Annotated in this window: 13 protein-coding genes; 12 read left to right on the plus strand and 1 reads right to left on the minus strand. The window is 44.1% G+C overall.

Annotation, left to right across the window (positions count from 1 at the left end; all coding sequences use genetic code 11):
• Nucleotides 1-17: 17 nt before the first annotated feature.
• The 4 genes from infB to rpsO all read left to right on the plus strand — a co-directional run bounded on the left by infB (nt 18) and on the right by rpsO (nt 4,559).
• A complete protein-coding gene (infB, locus tag KO531_RS11195) occupies nt 18-2,660 on the plus strand; it encodes a translation initiation factor IF-2 (protein ID WP_173497503.1) in 2,643 nt (880 codons plus the stop codon).
• 57 nt (nt 2,661-2,717) lie between these two features.
• On the plus strand, nt 2,718-3,176 hold the full coding sequence (gene rbfA / locus KO531_RS11200; RefSeq protein WP_105251700.1) for a 30S ribosome-binding factor RbfA: 459 nt from the start codon (nt 2,718-2,720) through the stop codon (nt 3,174-3,176).
• Nucleotides 3,176-4,141 (plus strand): tRNA pseudouridine(55) synthase TruB, encoded by a 966-nt coding sequence (truB, locus tag KO531_RS11205; RefSeq protein WP_028761448.1) that lies wholly within the window; start codon nt 3,176-3,178, stop codon nt 4,139-4,141. Before rbfA ends, truB begins: the two co-directional genes overlap by 1 nt.
• Before the next feature lie 148 nt (nt 4,142-4,289).
• Nucleotides 4,290-4,559: a 30S ribosomal protein S15 gene (gene rpsO, locus KO531_RS11210; protein WP_219251202.1), complete on the plus strand. Its 270-nt coding sequence runs from the start codon at nt 4,290-4,292 to the stop codon at nt 4,557-4,559.
• Between the two features lie 191 nt (nt 4,560-4,750).
• On the opposite strand, the gene KO531_RS11215 is transcribed toward rpsO, so the two are convergent.
• Nucleotides 4,751-6,805, minus strand: coding sequence for an EAL domain-containing protein (locus KO531_RS11215; RefSeq protein WP_105251701.1), 2,055 nt, complete (start codon nt 6,803-6,805; stop codon nt 4,751-4,753).
• A gap of 195 nt (nt 6,806-7,000) precedes the next feature.
• On the opposite strand from KO531_RS11215, the gene pnp reads away from it, so the two are divergent.
• From pnp to deoC, 8 genes are all read left to right on the plus strand, one after another.
• A complete protein-coding gene (pnp, locus tag KO531_RS11220) occupies nt 7,001-9,100 on the plus strand; it encodes a polyribonucleotide nucleotidyltransferase (protein WP_105251702.1) in 2,100 nt (699 codons plus the stop codon).
• A 192-nt stretch (nt 9,101-9,292) separates the two neighbouring features.
• Nucleotides 9,293-10,195: a lipoprotein NlpI gene (nlpI, locus tag KO531_RS11225; protein ID WP_168822816.1), complete on the plus strand. Its 903-nt coding sequence runs from the start codon at nt 9,293-9,295 to the stop codon at nt 10,193-10,195.
• Nucleotides 10,196-10,294: 99 nt separating this feature from the next.
• The gene (prfC, locus tag KO531_RS11230; protein ID WP_198572942.1) at nt 10,295-11,875 is read left to right on the plus strand and encodes a peptide chain release factor 3; all 1,581 of its coding nucleotides are present in this window, start codon (nt 10,295-10,297) and stop codon (nt 11,873-11,875) included.
• Nucleotides 11,876-11,966: 91 nt separating this feature from the next.
• Complete coding sequence (locus tag KO531_RS11235; RefSeq protein WP_219251203.1) at nt 11,967-12,170, plus strand: hypothetical protein; 204 nt, start codon at nt 11,967-11,969, stop codon at nt 12,168-12,170.
• Nucleotides 12,171-12,180: 10 nt separating this feature from the next.
• The gene (locus KO531_RS11240) at nt 12,181-12,945 is read left to right on the plus strand and encodes a TatD family hydrolase (protein WP_219251204.1); all 765 of its coding nucleotides are present in this window, start codon (nt 12,181-12,183) and stop codon (nt 12,943-12,945) included.
• 176 nt (nt 12,946-13,121) lie between these two features.
• A complete protein-coding gene (locus tag KO531_RS11245) occupies nt 13,122-14,417 on the plus strand; it encodes a NupC/NupG family nucleoside CNT transporter (protein WP_113939306.1) in 1,296 nt (431 codons plus the stop codon).
• Between the two features lie 347 nt (nt 14,418-14,764).
• On the plus strand, nt 14,765-15,673 hold the full coding sequence (locus KO531_RS11250; protein ID WP_211085783.1) for an outer membrane protein OmpK: 909 nt from the start codon (nt 14,765-14,767) through the stop codon (nt 15,671-15,673).
• 421 nt (nt 15,674-16,094) lie between these two features.
• Nucleotides 16,095-16,865: a deoxyribose-phosphate aldolase gene (gene deoC / locus KO531_RS11255; protein WP_168822823.1), complete on the plus strand. Its 771-nt coding sequence runs from the start codon at nt 16,095-16,097 to the stop codon at nt 16,863-16,865.
• The last annotated feature ends 169 nt before the right edge of the window (nt 16,866-17,034 follow it).

The following is a 17,034-nucleotide window of genomic DNA, read 5'->3' on the forward strand; positions in this document are numbered from 1 at the left end:
ACAGGGGGATTTAACTGATGGCAGATACTACCGTAGAGAAATTGGCCACGGAAGTGGGTAAAAGTGTTGAACGTCTGATTGAGCAATTCTCTCAGGCTGGAATTAAGAAAGGCCAAGCTGATAAAGTGACTGAAGCTGAAAAGCAGCAGTTACTGGATTATCTGAAAAAGCAGCACGGTGGCGAAAATGCGCCAACGAAAATGACGCTGCAGCGTAAAACCGTATCGACCCTAAGTGTGGCCGGTAATGGTGGTCAATCTAAAGATGTTAAAGTTGAAGTTCGTAAAACACGAACTTTCGTTAAGCGTGATGCTAATGAGGCTACTCTGAAGGCTGAAGAAGAAGCGAAAGCCGAAGCAGAAGCTTTGGCAAAAGCAAAGGCCGAAGCAGAAGCTGCTGCGGTAGCAAAAGTGAAAGCTGAAGCAGATGCTAAGGCAAAAGTGGAAGCAGAAGCCAAGGCGAAAGCTAAAGCAGCAGCCGAAGTGAAAGTGGTTAAAGATATGTCACCAGAAGCAGAAGCGGCTCGTCTAGAAGCTGAACGTTTGAAAGCGGCGCAAGAAGCGGCAACTAAACGTAAGCAAGACGAAGAAGCGGCTAAAGCGGCAGAAACTGCTCGCTTACTCGCTGAAGAACATTCTAAGCGCTGGGCCGAAGAAGAGCGCCAACGTTTAGAAGCTGAGAAAAACGGTGATCATCACATCACGACATCTAAAGTAGCTCGTGCTGCTGAAGATACTTCTGATCTGGATGAAGAAAAACGCGGACGTCGTGCTCGTAACAAGAGCAACGCGAAAAAACGTGGCGGCAAAGATGCCCGTGACGGCCGTGAAAAACACATGCGTAACCGCAGTACTGCACCTGAGTCTATGGCGCATGGCTTCAATAAGCCTGTGGCAGCAGTGAGCCGTGATGTGCGTATCGGTGAAACTGTTACTGTTTCTGAACTTGCGCATTTAATGGCAGTGAAAGCGACTGAAATCATCAAACAGATGATGAAAATGGGTTCTATGGTCACGATCAACCAAGTGTTGGATCAAGAGACTGCCCAGCTAGTTGCTGAAGAAATGGGTCACAAAGTTGTGCTTATCCGTGAAAACGAACTTGAGCACCAAGTGCTACAAGACCGTGATGATGAAGATGGCATCAAGCTAGAATCTCGTGCACCAGTTGTGACTATCATGGGTCACGTTGACCACGGTAAGACTTCGTTACTTGACTACATTCGCCGCGCTAAAGTGGCTGCTGGCGAAGCCGGTGGTATTACTCAGCATATCGGTGCATACCATGTTGAAACTGAAAATGGCATGATCACTTTCCTTGATACTCCTGGTCACGCCGCGTTTACCGCAATGCGTGCCCGCGGTGCCAAGGCAACGGATATTGTTGTGCTAGTTGTTGCTGCCGATGACGGTGTAATGCCGCAAACAATCGAAGCTATTCAACATGCTAAAGCTGGTAACGTGCCATTAATCGTGGCTGTGAACAAGATGGATAAACCGGAAGCGGATATCGATCGCGTTAAGAGCGAATTGTCACAACACGGTGTTATGTCTGAAGATTGGGGTGGAGACAACATGTTTGCCTTCGTTTCAGCTAAGACAGGTGAAGGCGTTGACGAACTGTTAGAAGGTATCTTACTGCAAGCTGAAGTTCTCGAACTGAAAGCGGTACGTGATGGTATGGCTGCCGGTGTGGTCATTGAATCACAATTGGACAAAGGTCGCGGCCCTGTGGCTACGATTCTGGTTCAAGAAGGTACGCTGCGCCAAGGTGATATCGTTCTGTGTGGTCTGGAGTACGGTAAAATTCGTGCAATGAAAGACGAAAACGGTCGTTCAATCACTGAAGCGGGTCCATCTATTCCTGTTGAAATTCTAGGTCTGTCAGGCGTTCCGTCTGCAGGTGATGAAGCAACAGTCGTACGTGACGAACGTAAAGCTCGCGAAGTTGCCCTGTATCGTCAAGGTAAGTTCCGTGATGTGAAACTGGCACGTCAGCAAAAATCTAAGCTAGAAAACATGTTTGCGAACATGACAGACGGCGAAGTGAAAGAACTGAACATCGTTCTTAAAGCAGACGTGCAAGGTTCACTGGAAGCGATTACTGATTCGTTAACAGGTTTGTCTACCGACGAAGTGAAAGTGAACATCATCGCTCGCGGTGTGGGTGCACTGACTGAAACGGATGCAACCTTAGCGGCTGCCTCTAACGCTATCATGGTTGGTTTTAACGTACGTGCCGATGCACAAGCCCGTAAGACTATCGAAAGTGAAAGTGTTGATTTACGTTACTACAGCGTTATCTATAATTTGATTGATGAAGTGCGTGCAGCGATGACAGGTATGCTGTCTCCTGTGTTCAAACAACAAATTATCGGTCTGGCTGAAGTTCGTGATGTGTTCAAGTCACCTAAGCTGGGTGCAATTGCTGGCTGTATGGTGACCGAAGGTACCATCAAGCGTAGCGCGCCAATTCGCGTACTACGTGATAACGTTGTTATCTACGAAGGTGAACTCGAATCGCTACGTCGCTTTAAAGACGACGTTGCTGAAGTTCGCAATGGTATGGAATGTGGTATTGGCGTTAAGAACTACAACGATGTTCGCGTAGGCGACCAAATCGAAGTATTCGAAACCGTCGAGATTGCTCGTACTCTGTAACGATAATAAGGGCGGCTTTAGCCGCCCTTATCAATTTAAGCTATGGTAAGAAATATTATGGCAAAAGAATTCAGTCGTACTCGTCGAATCGCTCAGCAGCTTCAGCAAGAACTTGCTCAAGTGCTACAGCGCGACATGAAAGATCCTCGTATTGGCTTTGTGACTGTGAATGACGTCGACGTCTCTCGCGATCTCAGCTATGCCAAAGTGTTTGTGACTTTTTTTGAAGAAGACAAAGCTGTCGTTCAAGAAAAGCTAAACGCTTTGATCAGCGCAGCTCCTTATATCCGCACTTTAGTGGCGGGTCGTATGAAGCTGCGTGTCATGCCTGAACTGCGTTTTATCTACGATAGCTCGCTAGTTGAAGGTATGCGCATGTCTAACTTAGTTAGCCAAGTGATCAACCAAGACAAAGCGAAGCAACAGCAATTTGGCAGCGAAGACGCATCGGTTGAAGATGAAGTCTTAGGTGATGATATTGCTGATGACGCAGATGAAACGGAAGGTAAAGATTAATGGCTCGTCGTCCAAAAGGTCGTTTTATCGATGGGATAGTGCTGCTGGATAAATCCACTGGCATGAGTTCTAACTTTGCATTGCAAAGGGTAAAGCGCTTTTTTAATGCGAATAAAGCTGGGCATACGGGCGCACTCGATCCGTTAGCGACAGGTATGTTACCTGTATGCTTAGGTGAAGGGACTAAGTTTTCTCAGCATTTATTGGATGCCGATAAACGCTACTTAGTCACGGCAAAGCTTGGCGAACGGACAGATACCAGTGATTCCGATGGTGAAGTGGTGCAAACCCGCGCCATTGATTTTACCGAGGCGCAGCTATTAACTGCGCTTGATTTCTTCCGTGGTGAAACTCAGCAAGTGCCTTCTATGTATTCCGCGCTGAAATATCAGGGTCAGCCCCTGTATAAATATGCCCGTGAAGGCATAGAAGTGCCGCGTGAATCTCGCCCTATTACGGTATTTGAGCTAAATTTCATCGGTCTTGAAGGCGATGAGCTGACCTTAGACATTCATTGTTCTAAGGGCACTTATATTCGCACTATCATAGACGATCTCGGTGAGATGCTCGGTTGTGGCGCCCATGTGATTATGCTGCGCCGCACCCAAGTTGCGCAGTATCCCTATGCCAGAATGGTCACTTTAGAACAACTCGAAGCGCTAGTTGCTCAAGCACATGAACAACAGATAGATCCGAGCGTATTACTCGACCCTCTGTTATTGCCTATGGACACGGCCGTGGCCGATTTTCCAGAGGTGAATGTGCCGGATGCGATAGCTCCTTACTTAATGCAAGGTCAAGCGGTTCGTGTACCGGTTAATGCAGAATTGAAAACCGATGAGTTGGTACGTATCACTTTAGGTGATATTCGCCGGTTTGTGGGGATTGGCACAATGAACGAAGATGGCTTATTAGCGCCGAAACGACTCATTGTTATCCATGACGAACCTGCAGAAACGCATTAGCCCGCTATCCATCGACAAATGATTAAATTAGTTGATGCATTAGTCCCCGCCTTTTATTGCGCTAGGGTGGGTTTATGGGTAGAATAGCGCGCCCTCTGGCTGAGTTAGTGATCGGCTAGAGATTCATATTATTTATTTGGAGATATACATGTCACTAAGTTCTGAAGCAAAAGCAAAAATTTTGGCTGATTTTGGCCGTTGTGAAAACGACACTGGTTCAACTGAAGTTCAAGTTGCTTTGTTAACTGCGCAAATCAACCATTTGCAAGATCACTTCAAAGAGCACATTCATGATCACCACTCACGTCGTGGTCTGTTACGTATGGTTAGCTCACGTCGTAAGTTAACTGCTTACCTGAAACGTACTGATTTAGCACGTTACACTGCTCTGATCCAAAAGTTAGGTCTACGTCGTTAATTTCGCGTCGACTAACGTGAAAAAGGAGGCTTAGCCTCCTTTTTTATTGCCTAAAATTCAACAGAATATTTATTGTGTAAACGAGAAATATAAAGAAGTTACAGTCAAAATCAGTCTAATGTTTAGGTCCGTTATGCTGAGCTTGATGTGATTAAGCATCGAATCGATACTTAAGTGCCAATGTAAGTATCCTAAGCCCCACGTAAACCATCAAGACTGCTTATTGTTGCTGTTTGTGTTGCTATATACAGCGCTTCAAATTCTGCTTGGGGTAGAGGCTGACTAAAATAGAAACCTTGGCCGACTTGGCACTGATTTTCTTTCAACCAATCCAATTGCTGCTCGTTTTCAATGCCTTCGGCCACAATGGTCAAATTAAGCTGCTTTCCCAACATTAAAATGGTCGATGCAATTGCGCTATCCCCTGGTAGATCGGAAACGAAACAACGATCGATTTTCATGGTAGTGATAGGCAAATGGCGCAGGTAAGAGAGTGAAGAATACCCTGTGCCAAAGTCATCGACTGCAATACCAAATCCGGCTGATTTCAATTGTTCAAGCTTAGCGATAGCGAGTTCAATGTCGTTCATCAACGAGGTTTCAGTGATTTCAATTTCCAGCAACTCGGGTTGGATTTGATAGCGTAATGCCATTTGTTTGATATCGGGAACTAAACTAGCATCGGCAAATTGCTGTGAGGCAACATTAATCGCAATTGGGATGGCATAGTTATATTTTTTCTGCCATTCCCTAAGTACTTTACAGCTTTGCTCTATCACCCAACGACCTATAGGAATGATGATACCGGTTTCTTCCGCGACGGGAATAAAGGAAATGGGGCTGATGAGTCGTCCGTCTTTTTGCCAACGGATCAAGGCTTCACAGGCGATAACTTTGCCTGTTTGCAGATCAAGTTTCGGTTGGAAATACAGTAAAAATTCATTGTTTTTTAACGCATCATGTAAAGATGCTTCAGTGCGTAAACGAACTGCTGCTCGCTCAGTCATCTGTTGTTTGAAGAAGGCCCATTGATTCGAGCCTGCAGCTTTCGCGCTGTACATGGCAATGTCAGCGTGACGGATCAAATCTTCAGCGCTGTTACCGTCTTCGGGATAAATAGAAATCCCAATCGATGCCGCAGGATGAATTGCATGTTCATTTAATTGAATCGGGACATTGAGCTGGATCAGTAGCTTATCTACAAAATCTGCCGCTTGGTCTGGGGTGTGAACCGTATCGGCCAGAATAACGAATTCATCGCCACCTAAGCGGGAAACTGTGCCTTTATCACCAACGAATCGTTCGAGAATTCGGGCGATACGAGCGAGGAATTGATCGCCTAATGCGTGGCCAAGGGAATCGTTGATATTCTTAAAACGGTCTAAGTCGATAAACATCAATGCAAAGCTGCGTTTGTGTACTCGCGAGCGTTGGATAGTGACTGCAATGGTTTCAAGCAATAGTGTGCGGTTCGGTAAGCCAGTTAGCGGATCTCGGGTCGCCATTTTGCGCAGTTTGGACTGGGTTTGGCTAAATTGAATAAGAATTTGGTTGAATTTTGAGGTTACTAAGCCGAGTTCATCATCCTTGTGTGCGTTGGACATAGGTAAGAGATTTTCATCCGGAGAGTCGGGTTCGATCTTATCGATGGCCTCACTGATGCGTGCGATAGGCTGAGTCAGGAAGCGATGGAATACCACGGACAGTACTAAGGTGAGTAAGAGTGCACGAGCGAGAGTAGCAAAAAAACTAAATCTTAACTGCGAGAAGAGGGTGTTTGTGAGTTCTTGGGTATCGTAGAAAACCGTTAATGTACCAATGAGTTGCTGTTGTTGGGTACCTTCAAAATAAAAAGGCCTATACAAAGGGCGAGAAATTTCTTTGAGATCATCAAATAATTTATTACTTAAACTGATAAAAGTCTGTGAGTTATTCTGCTTATTATTACTGACAGAAACAAACATTGAGCCATCGTCCAGCTCAATCACCGCCGAGCCAACATGTTCGACTTTGATGGCACCCTCTAAAGTTTGACGGGCTAAATTATCATCTAATGCCCATACAGCATTTGCTGCAGGTTGTTCAACTGAATCAAGGAGTTCTTGCTGAGTGGTCGTGAGTTGTTGTTTGGTTGATACGACGACTAAAGCGATTTCAACAATAAAAATGGCAATGGCAAAAAATAGGGCAGTAAATACGACTAGGTTAGTTTGTTTCCACGTCAGTGACTTAAAACGGCCTGTCATCGGGCGCATCCTTCATGATAATTATTCACCATCGGCGAGATTTTCCGTATCAATATAAACCGCAACTCTTTGTTGATTTAACCACTTTAGTGAAAAGTTACGTATTTGTCATCATTATCTGCTCTTTATCTATTGATCCGAATTGCAGTATACTTACGCGCGTAATTCAAGGTCATTAATTAAGGAATGGGTCACGTGAATCCTATTGTAAAGAGTTTTGAGTATGGTCAACATACAGTCACCCTGGAAACAGGTGTTATAGCGCGTCAAGCTGATGCAGCCGTTTTAGCGAGTATGGGTGACACGACAGTGTTAGTCACTGTTGTCGGTAAAAAAGATGCAGATGCAGGCCGTGACTTTTTCCCTCTGACTGTTAACTATCAAGAAAAAACCTACGCAGCGGGTAAAATTCCTGGTGGTTTCTTTAAGCGTGAAGGCCGTCCTTCAGAAGATGAGACATTAATCGCTCGTCTGATCGACCGTCCAATTCGCCCTCTTTTCCCTAATGGTTTCAAAAACGAAGTTCAAGTTATCATTACCGTAGTATCTGTCGATCCACAAATCGAGCCAGATATCATCTCCATGATCGGTACTTCTGCGGCACTGGCTATTTCTGGTATTCCATTCAGCGGTCCTTTAGGTGCTGCACGTGTGGGTTACATTGATGGCGAATACGTGTTGAACCCAAGTGTTGCACAACTTGCAACCAGTCAACTGAACTTAGTGGTTGCTGGTACTGCTGGTGCAGTATTAATGGTGGAATCAGAAGCCCAAGCATTACCAGAAGAAGTGATGTTAGGTTCTGTAGTTTACGGTCACGATCAACAACAAGTGGTTATCAAGGCGATTGCTGAATTTAAAGCAGAAGCCGGTAAACCAACTTGGGATTGGACTGCACCAACGCAAGATGCCGATTTAGTCGCCCAAATCAAAGAGCTTGCTGAAGCTGGTTTAGGTGATGCGTATAAAATCCAAGTTAAACAAGATCGTTATGCTCAAGTTTCTGTTGTTAAAGCAGCAGCAAAAGAAGCATTGTTAGCGAGCAATCCAAGCGTTGATTTACGTGAAGTTGACAACTTACTGGGTAGCTTAGAGAAGAAAGTGGTTCGTGGTCGCATCATCCGTGGCGAGCCACGGATCGATGGTCGTGAACCAGACATGATCCGTGCCTTAAGTGTGTTAGCGGGCGTATTGCCACGTACTCACGGTAGCGCATTGTTCACTCGTGGCGAAACTCAAGCGTTAGTCACTTGTACTTTAGGTACTGAACGTGATGCACAGAAGATCGATAGCATCATGGGCGAGCGTACTAACCGTTTCATGCTGCACTATAACTTCCCTCCATACTCTGTTGGTGAAACAGGTATGGTGGGTTCACCTAAGCGCCGCGAAATCGGTCATGGTAAGTTAGCTTGGCGCGGTATTAACGCTGTTATGCCTTCAGCGGCTGAATTCCCATACAGCGTACGCGTTGTATCTGAAATCACTGAATCTAACGGTTCAAGCTCTATGGCGTCAGTATGTGGTACTTCTCTCGCGCTGATGGATGCCGGTGTACCTATCAAGACTTCTGTAGCGGGTATCGCTATGGGTCTAGTGAAAGAAGGCGATGATTTCGTTGTTCTTTCTGACATTTTAGGTGATGAAGATCATTTAGGTGACATGGACTTTAAAGTTGCTGGTACACGTGATGGTATTACTGCATTGCAGATGGATATCAAGATCGAAGGTATCACTAAAGAAATTATGGATATCGCACTGCAACAAGCCTATGGCGCACGTGTGCATATCCTGAACGTGATGGATCAAGCGATTGGTTCACACCGTGATGATATTTCTGACCATGCTCCACGTATCACTGTTATCAAGATCAACCCAGAAAAAATCCGTGACGTTATCGGTAAAGGTGGCGCAGTTATCCGTGCTCTGACCGAAGAAACGGGCACTACGATTGAACTTGAAGATGATGGTACTGTGAAGATCGCTTCTTCAAACGGCGAAGCAACTAAAGAAGCTATCCGTCGTATCGAAGAAATCACATCAGAAGTTGAAGTGGGTCGTATCTACAATGGTAAGGTTATCCGTATCGTCGATTTCGGCGCATTCGTGAACATTCTGCCGGGCAAAGACGGTTTAGTACACATTTCACAAATCAGTGATGAACGTGTTGCTAACGTGTCTGATCACCTTGAGCTGAACCAAGAAGTTGCCGTTAAGGTGATGGAAGTGGATCGTCAAGGCCGCGTACGTCTGTCAATTAAAGAAGCACAAACGAAAGAAGCTGCTGCTGAATAATGAGTCTTTGACTTATTTATAGGCACACACTTTTTAAGTGATTGCATCAAAAGGAGATCAAATGATCTCCTTTTTTGTTTTGGCATTAAGAAAGTCACTATTAATCTTAATTCCCTAATAGCGGTCCTGTGGTGGGATTGCTATCATGAAGATTCTTCTGCGTATGTTGGGAATTTAAAAAGGTAGAAATGGATGAGTCTTAAAATTAGAACCGCTGTCGTTGCTGTGCTGGCGAGTGCCAGTCTGTTGTTAGCCGGATGCGCAACCACCCAATCTCCTTTAGATAACCATAATGATGTTGAAGGTAAATTGGTTGTCGCGCCTGTCATGCCTGATTATAAAGTCGAAGTGACACTGGCAAAACTCAACGAGATTTTGGCTACGGTCGAACTGACGAATGAACAGAGAGCCAGATTTCATTACGATCGTGGTGTGATTTACGACAGTGTAGGCTTAAGACTGCTCGCACGGATTGATTTTATGCAAGCGTTAAAACTTCAGCCTGATCTTGCTGATGCCTATAATTTCCTTGGAATTTATTACACCCAAGAAGGTGAATACGACAGCGCCTATGAAGCCTTCGATGGCGTATTAGAGTTAGCACCTAATTATGATTATGCCTATTTAAATCGCGGTATTGCTTTGTACTATGGCGACCGTATTGATTTAGCGACTAAAGATATGCAGGCGTTTTATGCAGGCGATAATAAAGACGGTTATCGGGCATTATGGCTGTATTTGATTGATTTGAAAGCTGACTCTGTTGAAGCTAAAAAACAGTTAGCGCAGCATCGTCAGAATTTAGAAAATGATGCTTGGGCGACCGTTATCGTCGATTATTATTTAGGTAAAAAAAGCCGTGATGAGGTGTTTTCTGCCGCTAAAGTAGGCTTAACATATCCGAAAGAATATGCTGAACGTTTATGCGAAGCTTATTTTTACCTTGCAAAAATGGCAATAGAAACTAAGCAATATCAAGATGCTGCAAACTATTTTCGCTTAGCATTGGCAACCAATATCTATGATTTTGTCGAACATAGATATGCGCGTATTGAACTCGCCAAAGTCAAAGGTTTGCTCGAAGCCACAAAATAACCTCTCTCAGCCCGAGTTCATCTCGGGCTTTGCCTAGCCAAGCTCGAACTGAGGCGCTATAATTTGCGCCTTTTTAGCGATACAAGTGCATAGGTTAACATGTCAGGCAATAAAGTAGAGGTCGATAAACGTCGCACCTTCGCGATCATATCGCACCCCGACGCGGGTAAAACAACCATTACCGAAAAAGTGCTGTTATTCGGAAACGCTTTGCAGAAAGCGGGGACGGTTAAAGGCAAAAAATCGGGTCAGCATGCTAAGTCTGACTGGATGGAAATGGAGAAAGACCGTGGTATTTCTATTACTACGTCTGTCATGCAATTCCCCTATGGTGGCGCCCTTGTTAACCTACTCGATACGCCTGGTCACGAAGACTTCTCTGAAGATACTTATCGTACTCTGACAGCCGTTGACTCATGTTTGATGGTGATCGACTCTGCTAAGGGTGTTGAAGACCGTACGATCAAGTTGATGGAAGTGACACGTCTGCGTGATACGCCGATTGTGACCTTTATGAACAAACTCGACCGCGATATCCGTGATCCTATTGATCTGATGGATGAAGTCGAAAACGTGCTGAATATTGCCTGTGCACCTATTACTTGGCCTATTGGCAGCGGTAAAGAATTTAAAGGTATTTACCACATACTGCGTGATGAAGTGGTCTTGTATCAAGGCGGCATGGGACATACGATCCAAGAACGTCGAGTGATTAAAGGCATTAATAATCCTGATCTTGAGAAAGCGATTGGCAGTTATGCCGCCGATTTGCGTGATGAGATGGAATTAGTACGTGGCGCATCAAATGAGTTTGACCATGCGGCTTTTTTGAAAGGTGAGTTGACCCCAGTATTTTTTGGTACTGCTTTAGGTAACTTCGGTGTGGACCATATTCTTGACGGTATCGTTGAGTGGGCACCTAAGCCACTTCCTCGCGAAAGCGATGTGCGAGTGATCATGCCTGACGAAGAAAAATTCACCGGTTTTGTATTTAAGATCCAAGCAAACATGGATCCTAAACACCGTGACCGTGTCGCCTTTATGCGTGTGTGTTCAGGCCGTTACGAGCAAGGCATGAAAATGCACCATGTGCGTATTGGTAAAGATGTTAACGTTAGCGATGCATTGACCTTTATGGCGGGCGATCGTGAGCGTGCTGAAGAAGCTTACCCTGGCGATATCATCGGTTTACATAACCATGGCACTATCCGTATTGGCGATACGTTTACCCAAGGTGAAAAATTCCGTTTCACTGGCGTACCTAACTTCGCCCCTGAAATGTTCCGCCGTATTCGTTTGCGCGATCCGCTTAAACAGAAGCAACTCTTAAAAGGTTTAGTACAGTTGTCTGAAGAAGGCGCTGTGCAGGTATTCCGCCCAATTGATACTAACGATTTGATTGTTGGCGCTGTGGGTGTACTGCAGTTTGAAGTGGTTGTTGGTCGTCTGAAGAGTGAATATAACGTCGAAGCTATTTACGAAGGTATTAGCGTGTCGACAGCTCGCTGGGTTTATTGTAAGGATGAGCGTAAGCTTGAAGAGTTCCGTCGCAAGTGTAGCCAAAACTTGGCACTCGATGGTGGCGATAACCTAACCTATATTGCACCAACTATGGTTAACCTTAATCTTTCGATGGAAAGATATCCTGATATTGAGTTTGCAAAAACCCGCGAACACTAATAGGGTTCGGTTTAGAATAGTGGTTGAAATGGCGGTGAATTCACCGCCATTTTTGTATCTAATGAAAACTAAAAATCGGTTCTGGATGTGAATGATGGCGAATTGGATCACAAAAACATGGCAGGCTTATATTCATTGGTGTGACCGAATGGGGCTGACACCTGAAAATCGTCGCTGTTGCATGCCGTGCCTTGAAGATCCTTCATTAGCGGTAAAATGCGCTAAAGCTTTGGTGGTTGACGAAACGGTATCGCCACCCGAACCTCATTCAATTGGTAAATCGACCGCAGAGTGAGGCATTTACTGTGATTGATACCCACGCCCATTTGGATTTTGCCGAGTTTGACGTTGACCGCGACGATGTGGTGTTGCGAATGCACAGTGTTGGCGTAGATAATCTGATTATTCCCGGTGTGTCGCCGCAGCACTGGCACAAACAGCTCGTCGTTGCCGAACAATACCAAACTTATTTTGCCCTTGGTATTCATCCTTGGTTTTGTCCAGAGGATGTTGATGCTGGGATCTTAGCATTAACATCTCAAGTTTCTGCGTTACTAGAATGTCCTCGCTTTGTTGCTATTGGTGAATGTGGCTTAGATAAGCTCTATTCCTCAACGTGGCCTCAGCAGCTCGCATTTTTTGAGGCACAATTAGCTTTAGCTAAGTCCGTTAATCTGCCAGTTATTATTCATAGCGTAAAAGCACATTCAGAGGTTTTAGAGTGTTTGAAAAAGTATCAATTGCCTAGAGGCGGTGTGATACATGCTTTTTCTGGCAGTACTGAAATTGCACTGGAATATATCAAATTAGGTTTTAAGCTGGGAATTGGTGGTTTGATTATGAACCCTAATGCTAAAAAATTGCTCAAAACTGTCAGTGAATTACCACTTCAGCACTTCATACTTGAGACTGACTCTCCTGCAATGACACCGATAAATGTTACTGAAAAACGTAACCAGCCCGCTAACCTTGTTCTTTTTATAGACAAAATTGCCAATTTGCAAAAAAAATCAAGTGTTCTAATATCAGAACACTTGGTGTCGAATGTAATGCAACTGTTTGACCTTTAGCTGTTTTTAAATAAACAGGTGTAGGTCGCACTAGCATTCTGCACTAAGCGATTGAAATTAAACTCCAAAAATATGATCAAAACGACGATTTTCGACTTTGCCTCGGGTATAATCTGACTCGGAAATAGGTTGATTAACAACATAATTAAAAAGTGTTAACAATAGGGTGATGGTTAATGGATATATTAATGAGTTTAGTAGGGGTGGTCACCCTACTTGCGATAGGTTTCCTCCTATCGAATAACAAAAAAGCAATTAATTTACGTACAGTGGGTGGCGCGTTAGCTATCCAAGCTGCCTTTGGTGGTTTTGTACTGTATGTTCCAGTTGGTAAAGACATTCTGAAAGGGATGTCTGATGCGGTTTCTAGCGTTATTGGTTACGCACAAAACGGTATCGGTTTCCTGTTTGGTGATTTAGCTAACTTCAAACTTGGCTTTATCTTCGCAGTGAACGTGTTACCCGTTATTGTGTTCTTCTCTTCTCTGATTGCGGTTCTATATTACTTAGGCGTTATGCAGTGGATCATCCGTATCATCGGTGGTGGTTTACAAAAAGCATTGGGCACAAGCCGTACTGAATCTATGTCAGCAACTGCTAACATCTTCGTTGGTCAGACTGAAGCCCCATTAGTGGTTCGCCCATTCATTCCAACTATGACGCAGTCTGAACTGTTTGCGATCATGGTGGGTGGTTTGGCATCAATCGCGGGTTCAGTATTGGCTGGTTACGCGCAGATGGGTGTACCTATCGAATACTTAGTTGCCGCTTCATTTATGGCAGCACCAGGTGGTCTATTAATGGCTAAACTGATGCACCCTGAAACTGAAGCTGCTAAAAATGACATGAGCGATTTACCAGAAGATCCTGACAAACCAGCTAACGTGTTAGACGCTGCTGCTGCAGGTGCTTCATCTGGTATGCATTTAGCCTTAAACGTAGGCGCTATGTTGTTAGCCTTCGTTGGTTTGATCGCTATGGTCAACGGCATTATTGGTGGTGTGGGTGGTTGGTTTGGCGTTGAAGGTTTAACACTTGAACTGATCCTTGGCTATGTGTTTATGCCATTAGCATTCCTTATCGGTGTGCCTTGGAATGAAGCATTAGTAGCAGGTTCTTTCATCGGTCAAAAGATCATTGTTAACGAATTCGTTGCTTACTTAAACTTTGCTCCATATATCTCTGATGCTGCCACGGCTTGTACAGCAGTAGCTGCTGAAGTTGTTAAAGGCCTGCCGTTATGCGTTGCTGAAACTCAAGCTGTGATGACTCATAGAACACAAGCTATTATTTCGTTTGCTCTGTGTGGTTTCGCTAACTTGTCTTCAATCGCGATTCTGCTTGGTGGTTTAGGTGCTATGGCTCCTAACCGTCGTCATGATTTAGCTACAATGGGTATTCGTGCGGTTATCGCCGGCTCTTTAGCTAACTTAATGAGCGCAACACTTGCTGGTTTGTTCTTAGCTATCTAAGTAACAACAGCAGGGGGAAACCCCACTAACTGGGTCCTGACCATGCAGGGCAGGGCCTAAGTTAATTCAACCATTTTCCAGTAGTGATTCCTGTAGTGAATAGTTTCTCCAATTGAAAGACACAGAATGCAACCGAAGTGTAGCTGTCATTCTGTCTTAAATGTCGTGAGTCTACGCTTACGTTAATTAATCGTAATGCAGAAGTCGCGACTTTGTTCACAATTAAGAATTTTGTGTTTGTGATTTTACGCTAGATTATTGAGATTTTTTTTAATCTAGGTAGAATGCGAACGCCACAAAAAGAACGCTACCCTCGATGGTAGCAAACAAGATAAATGGGGTTGATGATGAAAAACGTTAAAACTTTAGCTTTAGCTGCTACTGCAGTAGCAGCAATCTCTGGCAACGCATTTGCTGCTGATCGTTCAGATATATATGCAACTGACTACAAGTGGATGCAGTTCAACGCTATGTATGCAATTGATGAACACCCAATTGCTCCAGGTGCCGATGCAGAACATAACTACCTTGAAATGGAGTTTGGTGGACGTAAAGGTGTTGTTGACTTATATGGTTATGTTGATGTGTTCAATTTAGCCAATAGCGGTTCTGGCGATAAAGTTGCTGGTTCAAGCAAGATGTTTATGAAATTTGCTCCACGTTTTTCACTGGATGCAATCACTGGCTTAGATCTTTCAGTTGGTCCAATTCAAGAAGTGTACTTTTCTACTCTATTTAACTGGGGCGGTGGTGCACTCAAAGGGCAAAGCATTTCTTTTGATGTAGAGGATCATCCTGGTCCACAAAAAATCAATAACCCAGGTGATGTAAACATGTCTTTCTGGGGTATTGGTGCTGACGTTATGGTACCTTGGTTAGGTAAAACTGGCATGAACTTATATGCCACTTACGATATCAATGCTAAGGATTGGAATGGTTATCAGTTCTCTGCTAACTGGTTCAAACCTTTCTACTTCTTTGATAACAAGAGCTTCCTGTCATTCCAAGGTTATGTTGATTATCAATTTGGTGCTGATGAAGTAAATGCTTATGACACAAATGGCATTTATCAGAATACGACTTTCACTACTAACGGTGGCAACGTGTTCTTTGGCCTATACTGGCATTCAGATAACTATGCTCTAGGTTATGGTCTGAAAGGCTTTAAAGATGTTTACCTGCTTAAAGACGGTGGCACTTTTGGTCTAGATACTACTGGCTGGGCACATTATTTCACTGCTACTTACAAGTTCTAATCTCTTGTAATCATTGCTTGTTGGAGCCGCATTATGCGGCTCCATCTTTAGTTTTACCATGAGTCTTTATCTAAGCCTATTAGGCTAATAAGTGGGTTTATATAAAGGTTTGTGTTTTTCTCGCGCTAAAATGGATTTTTCGCGGAAAAGTAGGAGCAAGATTTTATTCGTATCCTCTCTTCCGGTCTTCAAGGATTCAAGTCGTGGTCACTTATAAGTTATTTTAAGTGTCAGGATGCCTATTGCTCTTTATGACTTAGGCAAGATTGAATACCTACAACAAGGTAGTTTGTACAAGCAAATTACTCGGCACCGCCTGAAGGCCCGGCCATATAAAAATAATCAAAATAATGCCACCTCTCAAGCGTTGCTTTTATGCGACTGATTTCTATTCATTTAATTTTTATTTTGGAGAGCTATTATGACTGATTTAAAAAAAGCAGCACAACGCGCCATTGAGTTAATGGACTTAACGACTTTGAATGATGACGACACAGATCAAAAAGTGATCGACCTGTGCCACAAAGCGAAAACGGCTGCTGGTAATACTGCCGCTATCTGCATTTACCCACGTTTCATCCCGATTGCACGCAAGACGCTAGATGAAATCGGTGCTGAAGATATCCAAATCGCCACTGTGACTAACTTTCCCCATGGCAATGATGACATTGCCATTGCTGTGCTAGAAACTCGCGCCGCTGTTGCCTATGGTGCTGACGAAGTTGACGTGGTATTCCCATACCGCGCACTGATAGAAGGCAATGAAACAATTGGTTTTGAATTAGTTAAAGCCTGTAAAGAAGCCTGTGGTGAAGTCTTGTTAAAAGTCATCATCGAATCTGGCGTGTTAGCTGATCCTGCGCTTATCCGCCGTGCATCTGAGCTTTCAATCGATGCGGGTGCTGACTTTATTAAAACATCTACTGGTAAAGTGCCTGTAAACGCCACACTTGAAGCGGCTGAAATCATGTTAACTGTGATCAGCGAGAAGAATACCCAAGTAGGCTTCAAGCCTGCCGGTGGTGTGCGTGATGCTGCACAAGCGGCTGAATTCCTCGGTGTTGCTGAGCGTATTTTAGGTGCTGACTGGGTTTCACCACGTACCTTTAGATTTGGTGCTTCAAGTTTACTAAACAGCTTGTTACACACACTAGAATTAGCTGATGCGCCTAAGCCGACTCAAGGCTATTAATTGCAAACTATCGCTGATTAATACTATCAGCGTATAGCGAGCCTAATTAAGTGTGACCTAAATCTATTTGGCAAACTCAAAACTTCGATAGTATGAACTTGTAATATTGCTACAGTTTTGATGTTTCATTGCAAAGATAAGCACTAGCGACAGGGTTGTTAGTGCCTAT

The sequence above is a fragment of the Shewanella sp. NKUCC06_TVS genome (assembly GCF_019345515.1).
In the GTDB taxonomy this organism is placed as follows: Bacteria; Pseudomonadota; Gammaproteobacteria; order Enterobacterales; family Shewanellaceae; genus Shewanella; species Shewanella oncorhynchi.

Coding starts and splice junctions, on each gene's coding strand:
- infB (WP_173497503.1), top strand. CDS start 18: ATGGCAGATACTACCGTAGAGAAATTGGCCACGGAAGTGGGTAAAAGT.
- rbfA (WP_105251700.1), top strand. CDS start 2,718: ATGGCAAAAGAATTCAGTCGTACTCGTCGAATCGCTCAGCAGCTTCAG.
- truB (WP_028761448.1), top strand. CDS start 3,176: ATGGCTCGTCGTCCAAAAGGTCGTTTTATCGATGGGATAGTGCTGCTG.
- rpsO (WP_219251202.1), top strand. CDS start 4,290: ATGTCACTAAGTTCTGAAGCAAAAGCAAAAATTTTGGCTGATTTTGGC.
- KO531_RS11215 (WP_105251701.1), bottom strand. CDS start 6,805: ATGACAGGCCGTTTTAAGTCACTGACGTGGAAACAAACTAACCTAGTC.
- nlpI (WP_168822816.1), top strand. CDS start 9,293: ATGAGTCTTAAAATTAGAACCGCTGTCGTTGCTGTGCTGGCGAGTGCC.
- prfC (WP_198572942.1), top strand. CDS start 10,295: ATGTCAGGCAATAAAGTAGAGGTCGATAAACGTCGCACCTTCGCGATC.
- KO531_RS11235 (WP_219251203.1), top strand. CDS start 11,967: ATGATGGCGAATTGGATCACAAAAACATGGCAGGCTTATATTCATTGG.
- KO531_RS11245 (WP_113939306.1), top strand. CDS start 13,122: ATGGATATATTAATGAGTTTAGTAGGGGTGGTCACCCTACTTGCGATA.
- KO531_RS11250 (WP_211085783.1), top strand. CDS start 14,765: ATGAAAAACGTTAAAACTTTAGCTTTAGCTGCTACTGCAGTAGCAGCA.
- deoC (WP_168822823.1), top strand. CDS start 16,095: ATGACTGATTTAAAAAAAGCAGCACAACGCGCCATTGAGTTAATGGAC.